This is a genomic window from Colwellia sp. SU-HH01217 (genome assembly GCF_057543495.1).
In genome coordinates this window covers 230,059-248,449 of the sequence record NZ_BAAJLX010000006.1, presented here as the reverse complement: position 1 = coordinate 248,449, position 18,391 = coordinate 230,059, and the positions used below count along the sequence as shown (strand labels likewise).

The 18,391-nt window shown below is 36.5% G+C and carries 16 protein-coding genes and 5 tRNA genes; 17 read left to right on the top strand and 4 right to left on the bottom strand.

What is annotated here, in order from left to right:
• Positions 1-198: 198 nt before the first annotated feature.
• From AC27G3_RS10310 to AC27G3_RS10270, 9 genes are all read left to right on the top strand, one after another.
• Positions 199-828, top strand: a complete 630-nt coding sequence (locus AC27G3_RS10310) for a 50S ribosomal protein L25/general stress protein Ctc (RefSeq protein WP_487121282.1) — start codon at positions 199-201, stop codon at positions 826-828.
• Between the two features lie 28 nt (positions 829-856).
• Positions 857-1,441, top strand: a complete 585-nt coding sequence (pth, locus tag AC27G3_RS10305; protein ID WP_487121262.1) for an aminoacyl-tRNA hydrolase — start codon at positions 857-859, stop codon at positions 1,439-1,441.
• Between the two features lie 64 nt (positions 1,442-1,505).
• Complete coding sequence (ychF, locus tag AC27G3_RS10300; RefSeq protein ID WP_487121260.1) at positions 1,506-2,597, top strand: redox-regulated ATPase YchF; 1,092 nt, start codon at positions 1,506-1,508, stop codon at positions 2,595-2,597.
• 489 nt (positions 2,598-3,086) lie between these two features.
• Complete coding sequence (locus AC27G3_RS10295) at positions 3,087-3,437, top strand: DUF3718 domain-containing protein (protein ID WP_487121258.1); 351 nt, start codon at positions 3,087-3,089, stop codon at positions 3,435-3,437.
• Positions 3,438-3,944: 507 nt separating this feature from the next.
• A tRNA-Met gene (locus AC27G3_RS10290) sits at positions 3,945-4,021 on the top strand.
• A 64-nt stretch (positions 4,022-4,085) separates the two neighbouring features.
• Positions 4,086-4,170 (top strand) — tRNA-Leu (locus AC27G3_RS10285).
• Between the two features lie 44 nt (positions 4,171-4,214).
• Positions 4,215-4,289 (top strand) — tRNA-Gln (locus AC27G3_RS10280).
• Positions 4,290-4,375: 86 nt separating this feature from the next.
• Positions 4,376-4,450: transfer RNA gene (locus tag AC27G3_RS10275), tRNA-Gln, on the top strand.
• A gap of 16 nt (positions 4,451-4,466) precedes the next feature.
• Positions 4,467-4,551 (top strand) — tRNA-Leu (locus AC27G3_RS10270).
• Positions 4,552-4,878: 327 nt separating this feature from the next.
• Here AC27G3_RS10270 and AC27G3_RS10265 read toward each other — a convergent pair.
• The gene (locus AC27G3_RS10265) at positions 4,879-6,060 is read right to left on the bottom strand and encodes an FAD-dependent oxidoreductase (protein ID WP_487121257.1); all 1,182 of its coding nucleotides are present in this window, start codon (positions 6,058-6,060) and stop codon (positions 4,879-4,881) included.
• 268 nt (positions 6,061-6,328) lie between these two features.
• On the opposite strand from AC27G3_RS10265, the gene miaB reads away from it, so the two are divergent.
• The 6 genes from miaB to AC27G3_RS10235 all read left to right on the top strand — a co-directional run bounded on the left by miaB (position 6,329) and on the right by AC27G3_RS10235 (position 13,742).
• Positions 6,329-7,771, top strand: a complete 1,443-nt coding sequence (gene miaB, locus AC27G3_RS10260) for a tRNA (N6-isopentenyl adenosine(37)-C2)-methylthiotransferase MiaB (protein ID WP_487121256.1) — start codon at positions 6,329-6,331, stop codon at positions 7,769-7,771.
• A 111-nt stretch (positions 7,772-7,882) separates the two neighbouring features.
• On the top strand, positions 7,883-8,941 hold the full coding sequence (locus AC27G3_RS10255; protein ID WP_487121254.1) for a PhoH family protein: 1,059 nt from the start codon (positions 7,883-7,885) through the stop codon (positions 8,939-8,941).
• Positions 8,942-8,953: 12 nt separating this feature from the next.
• Entirely contained in the window at positions 8,954-9,409 is a 456-nt protein-coding gene (gene ybeY / locus AC27G3_RS10250; protein ID WP_487121252.1) for an rRNA maturation RNase YbeY, read from the top strand.
• A gap of 70 nt (positions 9,410-9,479) precedes the next feature.
• Positions 9,480-10,358, top strand: coding sequence for a CorC family transporter (locus AC27G3_RS10245; protein WP_487121250.1), 879 nt, complete (start codon positions 9,480-9,482; stop codon positions 10,356-10,358).
• Positions 10,359-10,424: 66 nt separating this feature from the next.
• Positions 10,425-11,984 carry an apolipoprotein N-acyltransferase gene (gene lnt, locus AC27G3_RS10240; protein ID WP_487121249.1) on the top strand — a complete coding sequence of 520 codons (1,560 nt, stop codon included), beginning with the start codon at positions 10,425-10,427 and terminating at the stop codon, positions 11,982-11,984.
• An 87-nt stretch (positions 11,985-12,071) separates the two neighbouring features.
• Entirely contained in the window at positions 12,072-13,742 is a 1,671-nt protein-coding gene (locus AC27G3_RS10235) for an amidohydrolase (RefSeq protein WP_487121247.1), read from the top strand.
• 63 nt (positions 13,743-13,805) lie between these two features.
• Here AC27G3_RS10235 and AC27G3_RS10230 read toward each other — a convergent pair whose 3' ends face one another.
• Both AC27G3_RS10230 and AC27G3_RS10225 read right to left on the bottom strand, forming a co-directional pair.
• Complete coding sequence (locus AC27G3_RS10230) at positions 13,806-14,771, bottom strand: GGDEF domain-containing protein (protein WP_487121245.1); 966 nt, start codon at positions 14,769-14,771, stop codon at positions 13,806-13,808.
• 13 nt (positions 14,772-14,784) lie between these two features.
• Positions 14,785-15,963, bottom strand: coding sequence for a response regulator (locus tag AC27G3_RS10225; RefSeq protein ID WP_487121244.1), 1,179 nt, complete (start codon positions 15,961-15,963; stop codon positions 14,785-14,787).
• 176 nt (positions 15,964-16,139) lie between these two features.
• Between AC27G3_RS10225 and tpx the strand changes: the two genes are divergently transcribed.
• A complete protein-coding gene (tpx, locus tag AC27G3_RS10220) occupies positions 16,140-16,787 on the top strand; it encodes a thiol peroxidase (protein WP_487121242.1) in 648 nt (215 codons plus the stop codon).
• A 136-nt stretch (positions 16,788-16,923) separates the two neighbouring features.
• Here the strand turns inward: tpx and AC27G3_RS10215 are convergent, their stop codons facing one another.
• Positions 16,924-17,538, bottom strand: a complete 615-nt coding sequence (locus AC27G3_RS10215; protein ID WP_487121240.1) for a DUF924 family protein — start codon at positions 17,536-17,538, stop codon at positions 16,924-16,926.
• A gap of 272 nt (positions 17,539-17,810) precedes the next feature.
• Between AC27G3_RS10215 and AC27G3_RS10210 the strand changes: the two genes are divergently transcribed.
• On the top strand, positions 17,811-18,305 hold the full coding sequence (locus tag AC27G3_RS10210; RefSeq protein ID WP_487121239.1) for an Hsp20 family protein: 495 nt from the start codon (positions 17,811-17,813) through the stop codon (positions 18,303-18,305).
• Positions 18,306-18,391: the final 86 nt, after the last annotated feature.

Here is an 18,391-nt window from a genome sequence, read left to right as displayed (position 1 = left end):
CCTTTATAGGTGCTTTTTTATTGTTTATTTTTTATTAGCTGCATAAATAATAGATCTTACACAATTGAAGTGTTATTATTCCGCGCCTTTTTTATCTGTGTAACTTAATTATATTAACTTTCACAGGTAGTAAGACAACGCTATTGTTTTTGGTCGCAAAAAACAATGAACTAATTAAACACTATTATATGAGTATATATCATGACTGATTTATTTACTTTGGAAGCTGAAGTACGTACTGATTTAGGGAAAGGTGCGAGCCGCCGCCTACGTCACGCGAACAAAGTTCCAGCAATTCTTTACGGTGAAGGCAAAGAGCCTGTATCTTTAACTTTAGAGCACAAAAATGTATTCCGTGCTCAACAAGAAGAAGCTTTTTACTCACACGTATTAACACTTAATGTTGACGGCAAGCCTGTTGAATGTCTTTTAAAAGACATGCAACGTCACCCGTACAAACAAGTAATCATGCACTTAGATTTCATCCGTATCGATGCAAAACATGCTGTTCATGCAAACGCTCCAATTCACTTCATTAATGAAGAGAACTTAGCTAAGTCTGGCGCAACAATTGCTCATCACATTACTGAAATCGCTATTAGCTGTTTACCAAAAGATTTACCTGAATTCATCGAAGTTGATTTAGCAGGTATGGAAGTTGGTCAAACTCTACATTTATCAGACGTTACTCTTCCTAAAGGCGTAACTTCAGATGAATTAGAAAAAGGCGAAAGCCATGATCAAGCTGTTGTTTCTGCTAAAGCTCCTAAAGCAGCTAAAAGCGATGACGACGAAGCAGCTGAAGAAGAAGTAGCTAGTGAAGAATAATCTAGACATTTCATTTAAGAAATAATAGATGACTATTCAATTAGTAGTGGGCCTGGGAAATCCAGGCCCCGAATATGAAAAAACACGCCATAATGCTGGCGATTGGTTCGTTACAGAACTCGCCAAACGTAATAATATCTCCCTAAGACCTGAAAAAAAATATTCAGGGCTCTACGGTAAAGGCCTGATTGGCAATACTTTAGTGCATCTTCTTATTCCAACAACTTTCATGAATCGCTCAGGAAAATCTGTTGCTCCGCTAGCAAATTTTTTTCGTATTCCCGTTGAGAATATCTTAGTCGCTCATGACGAGCTTGATATGCTACCGGGTGTTTGTAAAATCAAACAAGGTGGCGGGCATGGTGGACATAACGGATTGCGTGACATCATTGCTTGTATGGCAAATAATAAAGAATTTTATCGGTTACGCATTGGTATTGGTCACCCTGGCCATAGAGATCGCGTAACCGGGCATGTGTTAGGTAAAGCACCTGCTAATGAACAGGCTTTTATTGAACAAGCCATAGACGAAGCAGCTCGCTGTTTTGACATTTGGCAAACTGACGATCTTAAAAAAGCACAAAATCGTCTACATTCTTTTAAAGCAATATAATTATTAATGAATCTTGCGATTTAAGCTAAATCGCACTTCGAAGACAAACTTATAAGGTGACATCATGGGATTTAAATGTGGCATAGTTGGACTCCCCAACGTTGGTAAATCAACACTGTTTAATGCATTAACAAAAGCAGGTATAGAAGCAGCTAACTTTCCATTTTGTACAATAGAACCCAATACTGGTGTAGTACCTGTACCAGATCCTCGTTTAGACCAATTAACTCAAATTGTTAATCCTGAACGTGTGCTAGCAACAACAATGGAGTTTGTTGATATTGCTGGTTTAGTGGCAGGTGCATCAAAAGGTGAAGGTTTAGGAAATAAGTTTTTAGCAAACATTCGCGAAACCGATGCCATTGGCCATGTAGTGCGCTGTTTTGATAACGATAACATTATTCATGTTGCTAATAAAATAAGCCCTGCTGACGATATTGACGTAATTAACACTGAGTTAGCTTTAGCTGATATGGACGCGGCAGAACGAGCAATTACACGTCAAGCCAAAAAAGCTAAAGGTGGTGATAAAGATGCTAAATTTGAATTACCTATCTTAGAAAAAATTCTAAAGCATGTTGAAAATGGCGATATGGTGCGTTCATTAGAGCTATCTAAAGAAGAAAAAGAAGCAATCGCTTATTTAAACTTTTTAACCATAAAGCCAACTATGTACATTGCTAATGTTAATGATGATGGTTTTGAAGATAACCCTTATTTAGATCAAGTACGCGAAATTGCGGCAAAAGAAAACTCTGTTGTAGTTACAGTTTGTGCTGAGATCGAAAGTGAGATTGCAGAACTTAGTGACGAAGAACGTGATGAATTTATGGCAGATATGGGCATCGAAGAGCCTGGGTTAAACCGCGTTATCAATTCAGGTTACGCTTTATTAAACTTACAAACTTACTTTACTGCAGGTGTTAAAGAAGTTCGTGCTTGGACCGTAAAGCAAAATGCTACTGCACCTCAAGCTGCCGGTGTTATCCATACTGACTTTGAAAAAGGCTTTATTCGCGCAGAAGTTATTGCCTTTGATGACTTCATTGAGTTTAACGGTGAGTCTGGCGCTAAAGATGCAGGAAAATGGCGTTTAGAAGGTAAAGCCTACCAAGTAAAAGACGGTGATGTAATTCACTTCCGTTTTAACGTATAAGTAAATTTTGTAGGCACGAGTTAGTTTAGGTTTTATGCTTAAATAAGCTCGTGCCTGATTAGTTTCTAGGTAGCTTAACCAACATATTAGCTATTGAAAAATCGACGCCCTTCACATCAGCCTCGCCTTTAACAAACAACTGTAAAATTTTAACAAAGGCTAACAGCCAATAAGTACAACTGAGCTTAAAAGTTCAAGGTCATTTATCATTATTTCACAGATTAAAGAGCTAACCTTATTAGCTGCATTTAACTTCTATTGTGCCAATTTTATATCTTAGGTGATCTATTTTATACGTAGGAAAAATGGCCAAATGCAAGACATTCATTTTAGTCACTAATTGTTTAAATTATTAAATCGTTAATTTTTTTGTTTATATTCATATTTAACACTATTCTTTAGCTAACAAAAGGAATTAACTCTTTGTTAACCAACATCGAGCATAAATGGATAAACGACTAATAAATAATAAAAGTTGAAGGGTATATTATGAAAAAAATTTTACTGCTGGCTAGCATAATTGCAACACCATTTTTTACAGCGTCAACCGTACACGCAGAAGACTCAACAGCCCTCCGTATTTGCGAATACATCTCTGTTGACGACAAAACCCGTTTAAGATCATTCTTAAAACAAAACAAACTAAAAATACGTTCTGTATTTAGTGGCGTAAAATGCAATGGGGATAATTTACTTATCTTTTCTGCAAGGTCAAAAGCTCTAGACACAGGTGAATTTATTATTGGTAAAATATCTAAATCCATTGTTAAAGAAAACTTAGCAGCTATAACTGAGCTTTCAGCTCACTTAGGTGAAGACGCTAAAGCACGTGTCGAATAAATCTATCATTGATTTATACCAATGTGCCTAAAAAACACTTTTTACCAAATCTATTAATTTTATTCTCACTCGGAGCTTGTTAGATATTTACGTACAAGTAGATTTTTTTATGTATAGCTATTCTATATGAAAGAAACTCTGTGTAGTTGCCAGATCTCTGACAAACTCCCCAAAGGTTACTTTAAAGGTTTATCGACTACATTGTTAATGAAAGCCTTTTAATTTTGCTGAGTAGGAAGAAAGTTATTAGAATTGGCATTAGCCATCTATAACATTTAGTCTAATTATAAAGTTAATGCTTACCTATTATCTTACTAATGATAAAACTTACGCTTTGGTAAATTCAGCGATTAAGGTTAAATTTTGCAATTTTCTGAATAGTTATCACGCAAATTGGACACACTTTAGACAAACAAACAAAAAGTCACATTTTTTATAAAAAAACGGTTGACGTATCCTAATGAGATTTGCATAATACGCGCCACTTGCTCAGAGGCAGGTTGGTAAGGCTACATAGCTCAGTTGGTTAGAGCACATCACTCATAATGATGGGGTCCCAGGTTCGAGTCCCGGTGTAGCCACCATTTTATTTTTGTTGTAATACTTAAATAAAAAGAGGTTAAGTCTCTTTAAACACTTAAATGTAATGCGGGGTTGGCGGAATTGGTAGACGCGCTGGATTTAGGTTCCAGTATCGCGAGATGTGAGAGTTCAAGTCTCTCACCCCGTACCATTTCAAAGCAACATTAGTTGCAACGGTAAAAGTAAGTACATTGCAGGGATATAGCCAAGCGGTAAGGCAGCGGGTTTTGATCCCGTCATTCAGAGGTTCAAATCCTCTTATCCCTGCCACTTATTTTATTTTAATAAATAGTTTTAATTAAGCGCACTTATTAAAGTTAAAATAAATGTTATGTATTTATGAAAGAGTATTCTGCAGGGATATAGCCAAGCGGTAAGGCAGCGGGTTTTGATCCCGTCATTCAGAGGTTCAAATCCTCTTATCCCTGCCACTTTCTCTTACAATGAGCGGGAATGGCGGAATTGGTAGACGCGCTGGATTTAGGTTCCAGTATCGCAAGATGTGAGAGTTCAAGTCTCTCTTCCCGCACCATTCGTGCAAACCTCCTTTTAGAACATCCTCTTAATTTTCAATATACTTTCTAAATAAATTAACTTTAAATCTAGAATGACGCGCTACTGTGTTAGATATCCTAGGTTCCAGTATCGCAAGATGTGAGAGTTCAAGTCTCTCTTCCCGCACCATTCGTGCAAACCTCCTTTTAGAACATCCTTTTAATTTTCAATATACTTTCTAAATAAATTAACATTAAATCTAGAATGACGCGCTACTGTGTTAGAGATCCTAGGTTCCAGTATCGCAAGATGTGAGAGTTCAAGTCTCTCTTCCCTATTACAATCACAACAACTTACCCTATTACTAAATACCACATGCATATGCCAAGGCTTTGTTTTTAAAAAGCGGGACTTTATTTGCAAACAACAATCCAACATTACGCGCAGCTTTTATCATAGGAGATGGGTGGCTAAATGCGCTATACAATGCATCCATTGTCGACATCATAAGTAAGTTATCTTTTCGTCTGTGTTTTTCATAACAAGCTAAAACAGAACGTTCGTGCCAACAGTCACCTTTCGAAATAGCGTTGGCAATCACAGTGTTTAACGCTGTCACATCTTTAAAGCCTAAATTAACACCTTGACCTGCCATTGGATTAATCGTGTGCGCTGCATCGCCCAATAATACCACTCGCCCTTTGTGATAGTGATTAGCGTGTCGTCTGGTCAGTGGAAATGCCGCTTTATCAATAACCTTTACTTCACCCAACCGTTGAGGAAAATTATCGGTAATTTCTTTTTGCAGTTGCGAGTTAGTCAAGGATGCTAATCGCTTTATTTCTTCCCGCTGGTGATACCAAACTAATGAAGCATAACCCCCTATTTCGCTGTTACCTGCTAAAGGCAACATTGCCACCGGACCTGTTTCAAAAAACTGTTGCCAAGTAATATTTTCTTGTGCTGCTTTTGTTTCAACATTAATTAACATCGCAGATTGTTGATAATCCCAACCTGTTATCCCAATATTAACTAATTGCCGAACCTTCGAATTAGCCCCATCAGCGGCAACTAATAACTTAGTACGGATCTTTGACTGGCTTAGTGCTAGTTCAACATATTCAGGGTTTTGATTTACCGCGTTAAGCGTTTCAGGACAAAAAAGGGTGATATTAGTGTGGTGCTCTAACTTTTGCCATAACGAAAGTTGCAACAATCGATTTTCAACAATATGACCAAGATGGCTTTGTTTAATATCTTCTGCGTTAAACTCAGTGTAAGCGAATGCTTGCTCCCATACCCCTAATTTTTGATAAGGACAACAACGCCAGTTTACTACTTGTTGCCAAGCGCCTAACTGCGTAAGTAAATGCTCAGAAGCCAAAGAAATTGCTGACACACGTAAATCAAAAGGTTGTTCAACTGAGTAAGCTTTAGGCGAAGTTTGTTCTACTACTGCCACGGTTAGTCCAAGTTCAGCGAGCGATAAAGCACTTGCTGCTCCTACCATACCACCACCAACAACTACACAATCAAAATTTACCATTGCAACCTTCACTGTCTCTAAAATATGTACCTGCGTTTGATTATACGTATTTATATAAAATAGCAATAATATTTATTAATAAAACAGTGCGAATTCATTAAATTAGCGAGATTTTTTAACTGTTTTTACTAAATCCCTTACTTCCCGACTCATCTTGCTAGCGTATAAGGCTAAGAAAGAGTAAAATATGCCTCCATTATAAAGTAGTGGTTAATTTCGTTAAGCTACTTTGGTGTTAATTCTCGCTAAAAAAATGAGTGTAAGGTAAATGAGTAAGAAGCTATATATCAAAACTTGGGGTTGTCAAATGAACGAGTATGACTCGCAGAAAATGGCAGAACTTTTAGATTCAACCCATGGGTTTGAACTTGCTGAAGAAGCTGAAGATGCGGATGTCATTTTACTTAATACTTGTTCGATTAGAGAAAAAGCACAAGAAAAAGTCTTTCATCAGCTTGGCCGTTGGAAAACGTTAAAAGCTAAAAATCCAGATTTACTGATTGGTGTGGGTGGTTGTGTTGCTTCGCAAGAAGGTAAGGCAATTCGCGAAAGAGCGCCTTATGTTGATATGGTTTTTGGCCCACAAACATTACACCGTCTACCTGAAATGATTCAGCAAGTTACTGGTGAAAAAAGTGCAGTGGTCGATGTTAGTTTTCCTGAAATAGAAAAATTTGACCGTCTTCCTGAGCCAAAAGCCGAGGGCCCTACTGCTTTCGTATCTATCATGGAAGGCTGCAGCAAATACTGTACTTTTTGTGTGGTACCTTACACTCGTGGCGAAGAAGTTAGTCGACCACTTGATGATGTGTTATATGAAATTGCACAACTAGCCGAGCAAGGTGTTCGTGAAGTTAACTTACTAGGCCAGAATGTTAATGCTTATCGCGGCGAATCGCACGATGGCAGCATTTGCGTATTTTCAGATCTTTTACGTTTTGTTGCCACAATCGATGGCATCGACAGAATACGTTACACTACTTCACACCCAGTTGAGTTTACAGACGACTTAATTGATGTGTATGCTGATATTCCAGAACTTGTCAGCCATTTACACTTACCAGTCCAAAGTGGTTCAGATCGAATATTAACGCAAATGAAGCGTGGCCATACGGCTTTAGAATTTAAATCAAAAGTGCGTCGGTTACGTAAAATTAGACCTGACATTGCAATGTCATCTGATTTTATTATCGGATTTCCAGGGGAAACAGAACAAGATTTCGAAGCGACCATGGATTTAATTCAAGCAATAGATTTTGATTTAAGCTTTAGTTTTATTTATAGCGCTCGCCCTGGTACACCAGCAGCTGATATTCCTGACGATGTCAGTGATGAGACAAAAAAACAACGTTTGCATTTATTGCAAGACCGAATTACTCATCAAGCTTTACGTCTTGCCCGCCAAATGCTTAATACAGAACAACGTATATTAGTAGAAGGCCCTTCGAAGAAAAATCCGATGGAACTTCGCGGCCGTACCGAAAATAACCGTATTGTTAACTTTGTTGCTCCACACTCAGTCATTGGCCAATTTGTTGATGTTAAGATTACTGATGTTTATGCTAACTCATTACGTGGTGATTTAATTAGACAAGAAAGTGAAATGGGCTTAAGAATTGCCAACTCACCGGCTGATATTCTTGCGAATTCGCATCATCAAAAAGTTGCCACTGAAACAGATGAACTTGGTGTAGCGACTTTTACTCCTTAATTGCTCAATGGTTTTGAGCTATTGTGCTCAAAACCATTTTATAGCAAAATTTTTCTACATGACTTTTAACATCATGACTTTTAACATCATGACTTTTAACATAATAAAATAATGGATTATTCTTTGACTAAAGAAAATACAATTGAATTTAACCTAGAGCCTGCCGACAACGACAGACAAATTAATTTATGCGGACCAATGGATGATAACTTAAAAGCCATTGAACGTCGCTTAGATGTAAAAATCAATTACCGCGGTAATCAATTTAAAGTCATAGGTTCACCGAAAAATAGCCAAGTAGTCACTCAACTATTAAAAGACTTGTACGTTGAAACCGCACAGGTTAAAGGTGAAAGTAAGCTTATTACCGATGAAGTTATTCACTTAGCAATTGTTGAAGCTCCTGTATTAGAACAAGCTCCAAGTAATATAGATATTGAGAGTGCTGTTGATAAAGCAATTACCATTAAAACAAAACGTGGTTTAATTAAACCGCGTAATAAAAACCAGCAAAATTATATTCATAACATTTTACATAACGATATTAGCTTTGGTGTTGGAGTTGCAGGTACAGGAAAAACCTATCTTGCCGTTGCTTGTGCCGTAGAAGCATTAGAGCGTCAAGAAGTTAGACGTATTTTACTTACACGTCCAGCGGTAGAAGCAGGTGAAAAATTAGGTTTTTTACCTGGCGATCTGTCACAAAAAGTAGATCCCTACTTGCGCCCTCTTTACGATGCTCTTTTTGAAATGTTAGGCTTTGAAAAAGTAGAAAAATTGATTGAACGCAATGTGATTGAAATTGCCCCACTAGCCTATATGCGTGGTAGAACATTAAACGATGCATTTATTATTTTAGATGAAAGCCAAAATACGACTATAGAACAGATGAAAATGTTTTTAACCCGTATTGGTTTTAATGCTCGTGCCGTAATAACCGGCGACATTACACAAGTCGATTTACCAAGAGGACAAACATCAGGTTTACGCCATGCGATGGATGTTTTAGTGGATATTGATAGTGTAAGTTTTGATTTTTTCCAATCTAAAGATGTTGTACGCCATCCCGTTGTTGCTCGTATTGTTGATGCTTACGATGCCTTTGATAAAAAACAGGCAATCAAAGCAAATAAAGAAAAAGAGCGCCTTGCTCATAGCAAACCTAATTAAAGCTAGAAATTTATGACGATTGAACTCGATATTCAGCGTATTAGTACCGCTAATAATTTACCCAGCGATGTCCAGCTACAAGAATGGACAACGGCTGCGTTAGCTCATACACAAAGTGATTTTGAGTTAACCATTCGCTTGGTCGATGTTGCAGAAAGCCAACAACTCAATAAGCAATACCGAGAAAAAGACAAGCCAACAAATGTGCTGTCTTTTCCATTTGACGTGCCAGAAGGTGTTGAGCTTAATTTATTGGGAGATATTGTGATTTGTGCGCAAGTAGTTGCTCAAGAATCCCTTGAACAAAATAAAGAGTTACACACACATTGGGCGCATATGGTTACACATGGATGCTTGCATTTGTTAGGCTATGATCATATAAGTGACAGTGATGCAGCTGAAATGGAAAGTTTAGAAATAAAAATTTTAGCTAAACAAGGATTTAGTAATCCTTATCATGAAAACTAAAGGCTTGAGAGGATCAAAAACCTTTAATTTTTCACGTTTATTATTAATTAAATAGGAATTTACCTGCTCTATGAGCGATGACAAACCCCACTCTAGTAGCGGTTCTTCAAATAAAACATTTTTGGATAAAGTTATCCAAGTGTTTACTGGGGAGCCGAAAAATAAAGACGAATTAGTTGAAGTTTTAAACGATGCCGAAGATCGAGAATTAATTAAACCTGAAACTAAACAAATGATTGAAGGTGTTTTAGAAGTATCTGAGATCCATGTTCGCGATATAATGGTACCACGATCTCAAATGGTCACCTTAGAGATTGAGCAACCTCTTGATGAGTTTTTACCAACCATCATCGAATCAGGACACTCTCGCTTCCCTATTGTTAACGATGATATTGATCATATTGAAGGTATTTTATTAGCCAAGGATTTACTGACGTTTGGCTTTAATCAAAATAATGAAGAACTAAGCTTAAAAAGCCTTATTCGTCCCGCTATTATTGTTCCAGAAAGTAAAAAAGTAGAACCTTTACTCGCGGAATTTCGCTCAAAGCGTTATCACATGGCTATTGTTGTCGACGAATATGGTGGAGTTTCAGGCTTAATTACCATCGAAGATATTTTAGAGTTAATTGTTGGTGAAATTGAAGATGAAACCGATGATGAAATAGAAGAAGATATAAAGCATTTAGCAGGTAATGTTTATCAACTCAAAGCATTAACCGATCTTGAAGATTTCGATGAATATTTTAGCTGTCAATATGACGACGCTGATGCCGACACCATTGGTGGTGTCGTGTTACATCAATTTGGCCATATGCCTAAAAAAGGTGAAACAGTCACCATTGAAGACTTTGAATTTAAAGTATTATCTGCTGATAATCGACGAATTCAAGTATTACAACTAACTGTCCCTAAAGATCATCCTGTAAACGGCAAAGCCAGTGATTGATTATATTAACTAGGGCAACAAAGCAACGACTATGGCACTACTGCCAGCATAAAATTACTCAATACTATGAAAAATAAAGATTATTGGCTCAGTTTTCTCGCTGGTTTAAGCTTAGTTTTTGCTTATGCTCCATTTTCGCTATGGGGCTTAGCGTTAATTATTCCGGCAATATGGTTTAAATGCTTAGATAAAGCAACGGTGGCTAATGCCAGTAAACAAGGTTTCTTTTTTGGTTTAGGTTGGTTTGCTAGTGGCATTAGTTGGGTACATGTAAGTATTGATCAATTTGGTGGTCTTCCTTTAATTGTATCACTGTTATTGATGCTACTTTTGTGCATTTACTTAGCACTTTTCCCTGCTTTAGCATGTTTTTTAAGTGCAAGATTCAGTGATCGCGCCCCAAAAGACAGGCAATTAAACCTTTGGCTACTCCCCGCCTTTTGGCTCTTTAGCGAGTATTGCCGTAGTGTGTTCTTAACTGGCTTTCCATGGTTATCTTTAGGATATAGCCAAATAGAAAGCCCACTTGCAGCATTTGCTCCTCTAATTGGTGAAATCGGTATAACCTGCTTAATACTAGTGATTAACATTTGCTTATATCAATTAATTTTCAACTTTAATACACTGTCGAAGCTAAGCAAAAAAACACATCTGGTAATTTTTTCTACCATCATAATACTTACTTTCAGTATTCAGAATGTAGCTTGGGTAACTCCCACTGAACAAACTAAAAAAGTGGCTTTAATTCAAGCCAATATTGCCCAAGATTTAAAGTGGACACCTCAACAAGAGTGGCCAACTATGCTGAAATTTTTAGAATTAACCAGAGAAAACTATGATGCAGATCTTATTATTTGGCCTGAATCAGCTGTACCTTCTTGGGAGCCAGAGGTACAAGAGTACTTAAAAACGGTAAATAGCTCAGCCAGCTTAAATAATAGCGCAATTATTACCGGCATTCTTAATTACAACAATCGCAATAATGATTTTTTCAATGCATTGATTGTTTTAGGAAAAAAATACAGCGATGATGCAGAAGGTGATTATTATTATAATCACAGTAACCGTTATTACAAAAACCACTTATTACCAATAGGTGAATTCGTGCCATTTGGCGAATGGTTACGACCACTTGCCCCATTTTTCAATTTACCTATGTCTTCATTTAGTCGAGGGAAGTATGTTCAACCAAATTTAATCGCCAGTGATTTGCATATTTTACCCCTTATTTGCTTTGAAATAGCTTTCCCGAGACAATTATCAGCTAACTTGACCAATGAAACAGATATGATATTAACAGTAAGTAATGATGCATGGTTCGGTGATTCTCACGGACCTCACCAGCACTTAGAAATAGCCAGAATGCGTGCATTAGAGTTCGGCCGACCATTACTTCGTTCAACCAATAATGGTATTACTGCTGTAATTGATCACCAAGGTAAAATTATTGAAAGAATTCCTCAGTTTGAAGAAGCGGTACTTAGAGCTGAGGTGCAATTAGTTGACGGTGCAACTCCCTACAGCCAATTTGGTCTATTTATTAATTGGCTTATTCCCTTATTTATATTGTTACTTAACTTATTGCTCTACAGAAAATCTAACTTAGCGATTTTAAAGTCAGTATAAAACCGTTGGCTAATACAATTAGGGAAAATAGTGTATAACTAATAACCATGTTAGGATGTTTGTACTATTTTATATCGGCTAACTTCAATGATAAAAACTTCATTTTTACTATTTATCACCTTATTTTTTAGTGCTTTAGCTAATGCTCAAACCACGTTAATTAAAAATGTACAAGGTTATACAATGGCAAACGATAAGCTTATACAGTTTTATGCTCTCTTATTTACTGATGACAAAATTGATCAAGTATTCTTAAATGCTACCGCATTAAATAAAAACGAAAACCTGCTAAATGATAAAACGATTACCATAATAGACGGTAATGGAAAAACATTAATACCAGGTTTAATTGATGCTCATGGCCATGTACTTAATTATGGTTTGAGCTTAATGCAAGCGGATTTGATCAATAGTGACTCTGAATTAGCAGCTGTCTTAAGAGCTGTTGATTTTTCAAAACAAAATCCGAATTCGGCATGGATACAAGGCAGAGGGTGGAACCAAATACAATGGCCCTCCAACCAATTCCCAACAGCAAAAAGTTTAGATAAATACTTTCCAAATAAACCTGTTTGGTTAAGACGAGTTGATGGTCATGCGGGATGGGCTAATTCAGCTGCCATGAAAATATCAGGCATTACACGAGCAACAGTTACACCTGAAGGTGGTGATATAATCAGAGATGCTCAAGGCACTCCGACAGGTGTATTTATTGATAATGCCATGAATTTAATCACCAAAAATGTTGCTCCATTAACTGAAGAAGAAAATAAAACAGCTCTTATAAAAGCAATGGAGTCGTTAGCAAGTATGGGGCTTACTAGCGTTCATGATGCAGGCATTGATAAAGAAAATTTAACGTTATATAAAGCACTGGCTAATGAAAAGAACATGGCTATTCGCATTAATGCAATGTTGTATTTGCCTAGCGATAATTGGCAGCAAGTTATAGAGGCCGGCACATTTTCTAGTAAAGATAATATGATTGCTTTTAACAGTGTCAAAATTCAAGCCGACGGTGCATTGGGAAGTAGAGGTGCAGCGTTAATTGAAAGTTACTCAGATCACTCAGGCCATAAAGGCTTGTTATTGCATGACTCCAAATCGTTAAATCAATATATCAATACTGCAATGAAAGCTGGTTTTCAAGTTAACACTCATGCAATTGGCGACAATGCCAATGTCATCGTTTTAGACAGTTACGAAAAAAATATTAAGCGTACTAATACCAAACACTTAAGACATAGAGTTGAGCATGCTCAAGTGTTACGTTTAAGTGATATCCCTCGTTTCTCTGAACTTGGTATTATCGCTTCAATGCAAGCAACGCATGCCACTAGCGATAAAAATATGGCTATCGATAGATTAGGTCCTGAACGTATTTTAGGTGCATATGCATGGAGAAAGTTACTCTCTGCTAATACGATTATTGCTGCAGGCTCAGATTTTCCCGTTGAGTCACCTAACCCTTTTTATGGTTTGCATGCTTCAGTCACACGACAAGATCATATTAATCAACCATTAGGTGGCTGGATGAGCGATGAAAAAATGACGAGAGTTGAAGCATTTAACAGTTTCACTCAAGCTGCAGCATATAGTGGACATCAAGAAAATATCATTGGCTCTTTGCAAGCAGGAAAAAAAGCTGATTTTATTTTAATAAAAGATAATATATTTACTATTGATGAAAAAAAGCTATGGAAGAACCAAGTAATTTCAACATGGGTTGATGGTAAAAAGGTTTATCAGCAACAATAAATTTATTAATGCTTTATGATGAAAGCTAACCTTTCTCAGCTTTCATCATAAGTTAAACAAACATTATTTAGGAAGTGGAAATAATGCTGTTTGGTTCCTTCCCGCCTCTTTTGCTTGATACATTGCAGCATCAGCACACTCAATCCAAGCCTCATAACTTTGTATGCTTGGGTTTACTTCAGCAATACCTAAACTGATTGTATAATTTATTTCAATATCATTATATTTTACTGTTGATTCTTCAATGGCTTTACGTAATCTTTCAGCAAATATATATGCGTTATTTAGCTCTGTATCACTGAGTAAAATAACAAACTCTTCACCGCCATATCGTCCTGCAATGTCTGTTCCCCTTACATGAGAGCGAATAATAGCTGAGATATGTTTAATAACGCTATCACCCGCCATATGGCCATAACCGTCATTCACTTTTTTAAAGTGATCAATATCGATCATCACCAAACAACTCGCATTTTGGCTACGTGACCAGCGTTGATATTCAATTAATAAACACTCTTCCCAGTGCGTACGATTAAACAGTTTAGTTAAGCCGTCCGTTTGACTTAATAAGCCAAGCCTTTCATTGGCCTTTTCTAAATCTTGTTTGTGAACAGCATTGTCGGTGACATCATAAATAATAAGACAAAGATGAGTCACTTCGCCCGTAGCAGATATTAACGGAATAAACGTCGAGTTTTGATACATAAAATCGGCAGTACCGGTAACGGGCCGATAATTTTGAAATTTGAATAAATAAGGGCGCTGCTCCCAAATAGTAAAGGCTTTATTTTTCAGTAAAAAAACAGATTCTGCTTTACGTTTAAACCAGTCTTGAGGGATCTCACTAAACAAATCAAACAGCACTTTATTTTTTGTTTCTCGTGGAAGTAAACCACTATGATTTTCCATGAAACCATTCCAAATTTGGATAGTATAGTCTCGATCAAGTACCACTAAGCCAACATCAATGGTATGAAGCATTTCCATTAACCAATGTAGTTCATTCAACTGTCCTGAATCTGATGACATATTAATTCCACGCCTAATCTAGTAAATAAGAAATTTTGTTATTAAGAGTTTCCATGGACTTATCAGTAAATAATAATAATAAATCACACTTTATATTATAGTTTTCAATATTATAGCTAATCTCTATTGCCAATGTTTTCTTCCATTTATTCGCATTAGAAGCGATAAGCTCTGATACTCTTCGGTGCTGCCCTAAAACAACAGGATGCCCTTGGCTAAACTGCATATCTAACTGCTCAGAAACACCGTTTAGACAAGCACCAATTAACACATTAGCTAAATCCATTAATAATTCGAGCTCAGAGCTAGCATCAACTTCATCTTGGTAATTCATTAATGAAGCAATGTCTTTAAAACCTGAATCGTTTAATATCAGTAATGCTTCTCCTGAAACCCCTGCCCCAATAAAACCTTGGCAAATACCTGAGGTACTTTCTCTACTTTCAATAGCAGAAAGCGCCATACTCAATTCACTAACTTCAATAAAGTTAACATTAGGAATTGGCAGAACAACAAATACATCTAATAATCGAGCAAGCAAATCCCCAGCCCGTCCCATTGCAACATTAGCAATTTCTTGATAGCAATCTCGCATGTCGGGCGTAAGAATATAGTAATCATCTGCGATAGAAGTTTCAGAGTCGAGCGCAATAGGCGCAGGTTTGGTCATTTTGGGTAAGGAAGACTTTACGGATGGTTGCTCTTTAACTGGATCTTTTGCTGCTATCGTTTGGGTAATTTCATCTAATTTACTGTTTGTTATGTCTGGAAGCGGCTGTTTATCCTGATTGATATCGGTTGGTGCAGCGTTATTATTTTCTTCCCTAGTAAAAATACCATAGGCAAGTAAAATTTCGGTGAGCTTTGCTTTATTTACCGGTTTTTTAATAAAATCTAAAGCCCCAAGCCCTTTAACTCTATTATGTGCCTCTGGTTGAATATCACCAGAAATAACCACAACCAATGTCGGCAAGTCTTGTTTTAAAATTTCTTCAAGCACTTGATAGCCATCCATATTGGGCATGTTTAAATCAAGTAATAAAACATCCCCTTTACCCGCCTTAATTGCTTCAATGCCTTGAACACCATCATGAGCAAAACTAATTTCAACGTCCCAATCATCAGGCAAAGAGCGAGCAACTTGCTTACGCGCCATATTTGAATCATCACAAATTAACAACCGAGTCGACATAGAGAAATACTTCCTAAACTAAGTGAAATTATAAAAGGTCTTTGTTTTTTGAGCTATCTTCTTAAACAATAGGTAATTTTAGCCATATTACCAAGTATTAACTGACTATTTCATGGCAATTTTTTTACGAAAACGATAAGCTTTACCGTTCAATATACTCACAATCTCCACACTATATGAAATTATTTACTTTAACTTTATTATTAATGATAAATACAACATTAAATTTATCTGCTCACGCAAACTCTTTTCAAGAAGAATTAACTGAATCACCCAACTTAGTCAAAGCAGGCGAAAAATACGTCACGCTTTTAGGTACGCAAGTTGCTGTCGGTGAACCAGCCCCTAACTTTAAAGTGGTAGATGGAAACTTTACTCCTGTACAGCTTTCAAGTTTTAGCGAAGATATTGTTCTTATTTCAGTAGTCCCTAGCCTAGATACAGGTGTTTGCTCGATACAAACCAAACGCTTTAATGAAGAAGTAGAAAATTTACCTGCTAACATTACCATGTTAACCATTAGTAACGACTTACCGTTTGCTCAAAAACGTTTTTGTAAAACTGAAAGTATCGATAAAATTAAAGTATTATCAGACAGTGTTTGGCGAGATTTCGGTAGTAAGTACGGGTTGCTTATTAAAGATATGGGATTATTAACCCGCGCAATATTTATCATTGATAACCAAGGAAAAGTTGCCTACAAAGAATTGGTTGCTAATATTTCACAACAACCTAATTACGAAATGGCGTTAGCGACTTTAAGTGCGTTAAGTCCTGATGAACCTTCTAGTAATGAAGACGCTAGCAAGGGTAATTCTAAATAACAATTCAACAACATAAGCATTTGAAAATAATATACTCAGTAAGTTTTACCATGGCTTACGACCATTAAGTTTTCTAAATTCACTTCTAAAGCGTAAATTACTTTACCTAATTTACGCTTTTTTTAAATATAATGAATTATTTTTTAGCCGCTTGACCAAAGCTATTACCCGTTTTTAAATAGTCAAGTTCGGCCACTGTTGATTGGCGGTTCAACACTTGATTTCGATGTGGGAAACGGCCAAATTGTTCAATAATTGTTAAGTGCTGTTGAGCAAAGTTTACCGAAGACTTTATAACAGATTGATGAACTTCACTCGGGTACTCATCAAGTAAGCTAGAAAACAAATCGACACTTTTTTGTTGAACACTTAAATCCTCACTATGCTCAAACGGATGATAATAAAAAATCCGTTCAATCAGAGACAATTCTTTATCAAACCCTTTTTCAATGCCTTTTTGAGCAGTTAAAAGTGCCTTGTTATCAGAGGCAAAGGCTTGCGCAGTACCTCGAAACATATTTCGGGGTAATTGATCTAACAATATAATCATTGCAAGACTGCTTCTGGCATTATCATGCCAATGCGCTAACTTGCCACTAATCGACTGTTGGTATAAATGATTAAATTGTGAAAAAATCTCTTGATCAATTTCAGGCGTAGATTGATACCACAATAATGATTGCGATTGATTTGACAACTCGTTGTTTAAAACACCAAACCAATATCTTAAAATTTGTTCTGTTTTTATCATTTTTATAACCCTTAATATTCAATAAGTTAATTAAAATAAATAAAAATATTCACTTTTTTGCTTGAAAATAAAATATGCGTTCCCATCTATTATTATGTAGTCGCCTTAAGGGTCTACATTAACCGCCTGTTCAAATATTGAAAGGCACATCACCTAATGTGATTGGTTATTAATAGCTAATATTGCAACTACTATGTTGGACATTAACTTTATAGTCAAATCAGATTTAGGTTTTATTAACATATTGCTAACTTATTAATAGGATATGAATTATGCGTACATCTAAAGATTTCAGCCCACTATACCGTTCATTTATTGGATTCGATCACTTAGCCAATTTAATTGACAAAGCATCATTATCAGAAAAACAATCTTCGTACCCTCCGTACAATATTGAATTAATTTCTGAAGATCAATATCGCATCACCATGGCTGTTGCCGGTTTTGCTGAAGAAGAATTGGATATTGAGTCTAAACAAAACACCTTGGTTATTACCGGCACTAAAGCAGAACTGAATGAAGGTAGTAACGAACAAAGCCCACGTAAATTTTTACATCAAGGTATTGCAGAGCGCAACTTTGAGCGAAAATTTCAAATAGGCGATCATGTTAAAGTTATCGGAGCATTTATTAAAGATGGCTTGCTAAACATTGACTTAGAAAGAGAAGTTCCAGAAGCGTTAAAGCCAAGAAAAATAGCGATTAATGGTAAAAGTTTGTTATCAAAGAAAACTGACTCTGCCGCCATTGAAAATAACAGTAATTAACCTTTAACGACATGTTCTCCCTTTATTTTTTGCCCAGCGATTTCGCTGGGCTTTTTTATATTGGTAACAAAATCAACTCTTCCTCT

What these genes read in the sequence shown, in the direction of transcription:
- ychF (WP_487121260.1), top strand. Translation starts at nt 1,506, where the DNA reads ATGGGATTTAAATGTGGCATAGTTGGACTCCCCAACGTTGGTAAATCA.
- miaB (WP_487121256.1), top strand. Translation starts at nt 6,329, where the DNA reads ATGAGTAAGAAGCTATATATCAAAACTTGGGGTTGTCAAATGAACGAG.
- AC27G3_RS10230 (WP_487121245.1), bottom strand. Translation starts at nt 14,771, where the DNA reads ATGTCATCAGATTCAGGACAGTTGAATGAACTACATTGGTTAATGGAA.
- tpx (WP_487121242.1), top strand. Translation starts at nt 16,140, where the DNA reads ATGAAATTATTTACTTTAACTTTATTATTAATGATAAATACAACATTA.
- AC27G3_RS10255 (WP_487121254.1), top strand. Translation starts at nt 7,883, where the DNA reads ATGGATTATTCTTTGACTAAAGAAAATACAATTGAATTTAACCTAGAG.
- AC27G3_RS10265 (WP_487121257.1), bottom strand. Translation starts at nt 6,060, where the DNA reads ATGGTAAATTTTGATTGTGTAGTTGTTGGTGGTGGTATGGTAGGAGCA.
- ybeY (WP_487121252.1), top strand. Translation starts at nt 8,954, where the DNA reads ATGACGATTGAACTCGATATTCAGCGTATTAGTACCGCTAATAATTTA.
- lnt (WP_487121249.1), top strand. Translation starts at nt 10,425, where the DNA reads ATGAAAAATAAAGATTATTGGCTCAGTTTTCTCGCTGGTTTAAGCTTA.
- AC27G3_RS10215 (WP_487121240.1), bottom strand. Translation starts at nt 17,538, where the DNA reads ATGATAAAAACAGAACAAATTTTAAGATATTGGTTTGGTGTTTTAAAC.
- AC27G3_RS10295 (WP_487121258.1), top strand. Translation starts at nt 3,087, where the DNA reads ATGAAAAAAATTTTACTGCTGGCTAGCATAATTGCAACACCATTTTTT.
- pth (WP_487121262.1), top strand. Translation starts at nt 857, where the DNA reads ATGACTATTCAATTAGTAGTGGGCCTGGGAAATCCAGGCCCCGAATAT.
- AC27G3_RS10225 (WP_487121244.1), bottom strand. Translation starts at nt 15,963, where the DNA reads ATGTCGACTCGGTTGTTAATTTGTGATGATTCAAATATGGCGCGTAAG.
- AC27G3_RS10210 (WP_487121239.1), top strand. Translation starts at nt 17,811, where the DNA reads ATGCGTACATCTAAAGATTTCAGCCCACTATACCGTTCATTTATTGGA.
- AC27G3_RS10245 (WP_487121250.1), top strand. Translation starts at nt 9,480, where the DNA reads ATGAGCGATGACAAACCCCACTCTAGTAGCGGTTCTTCAAATAAAACA.
- AC27G3_RS10235 (WP_487121247.1), top strand. Translation starts at nt 12,072, where the DNA reads ATGATAAAAACTTCATTTTTACTATTTATCACCTTATTTTTTAGTGCT.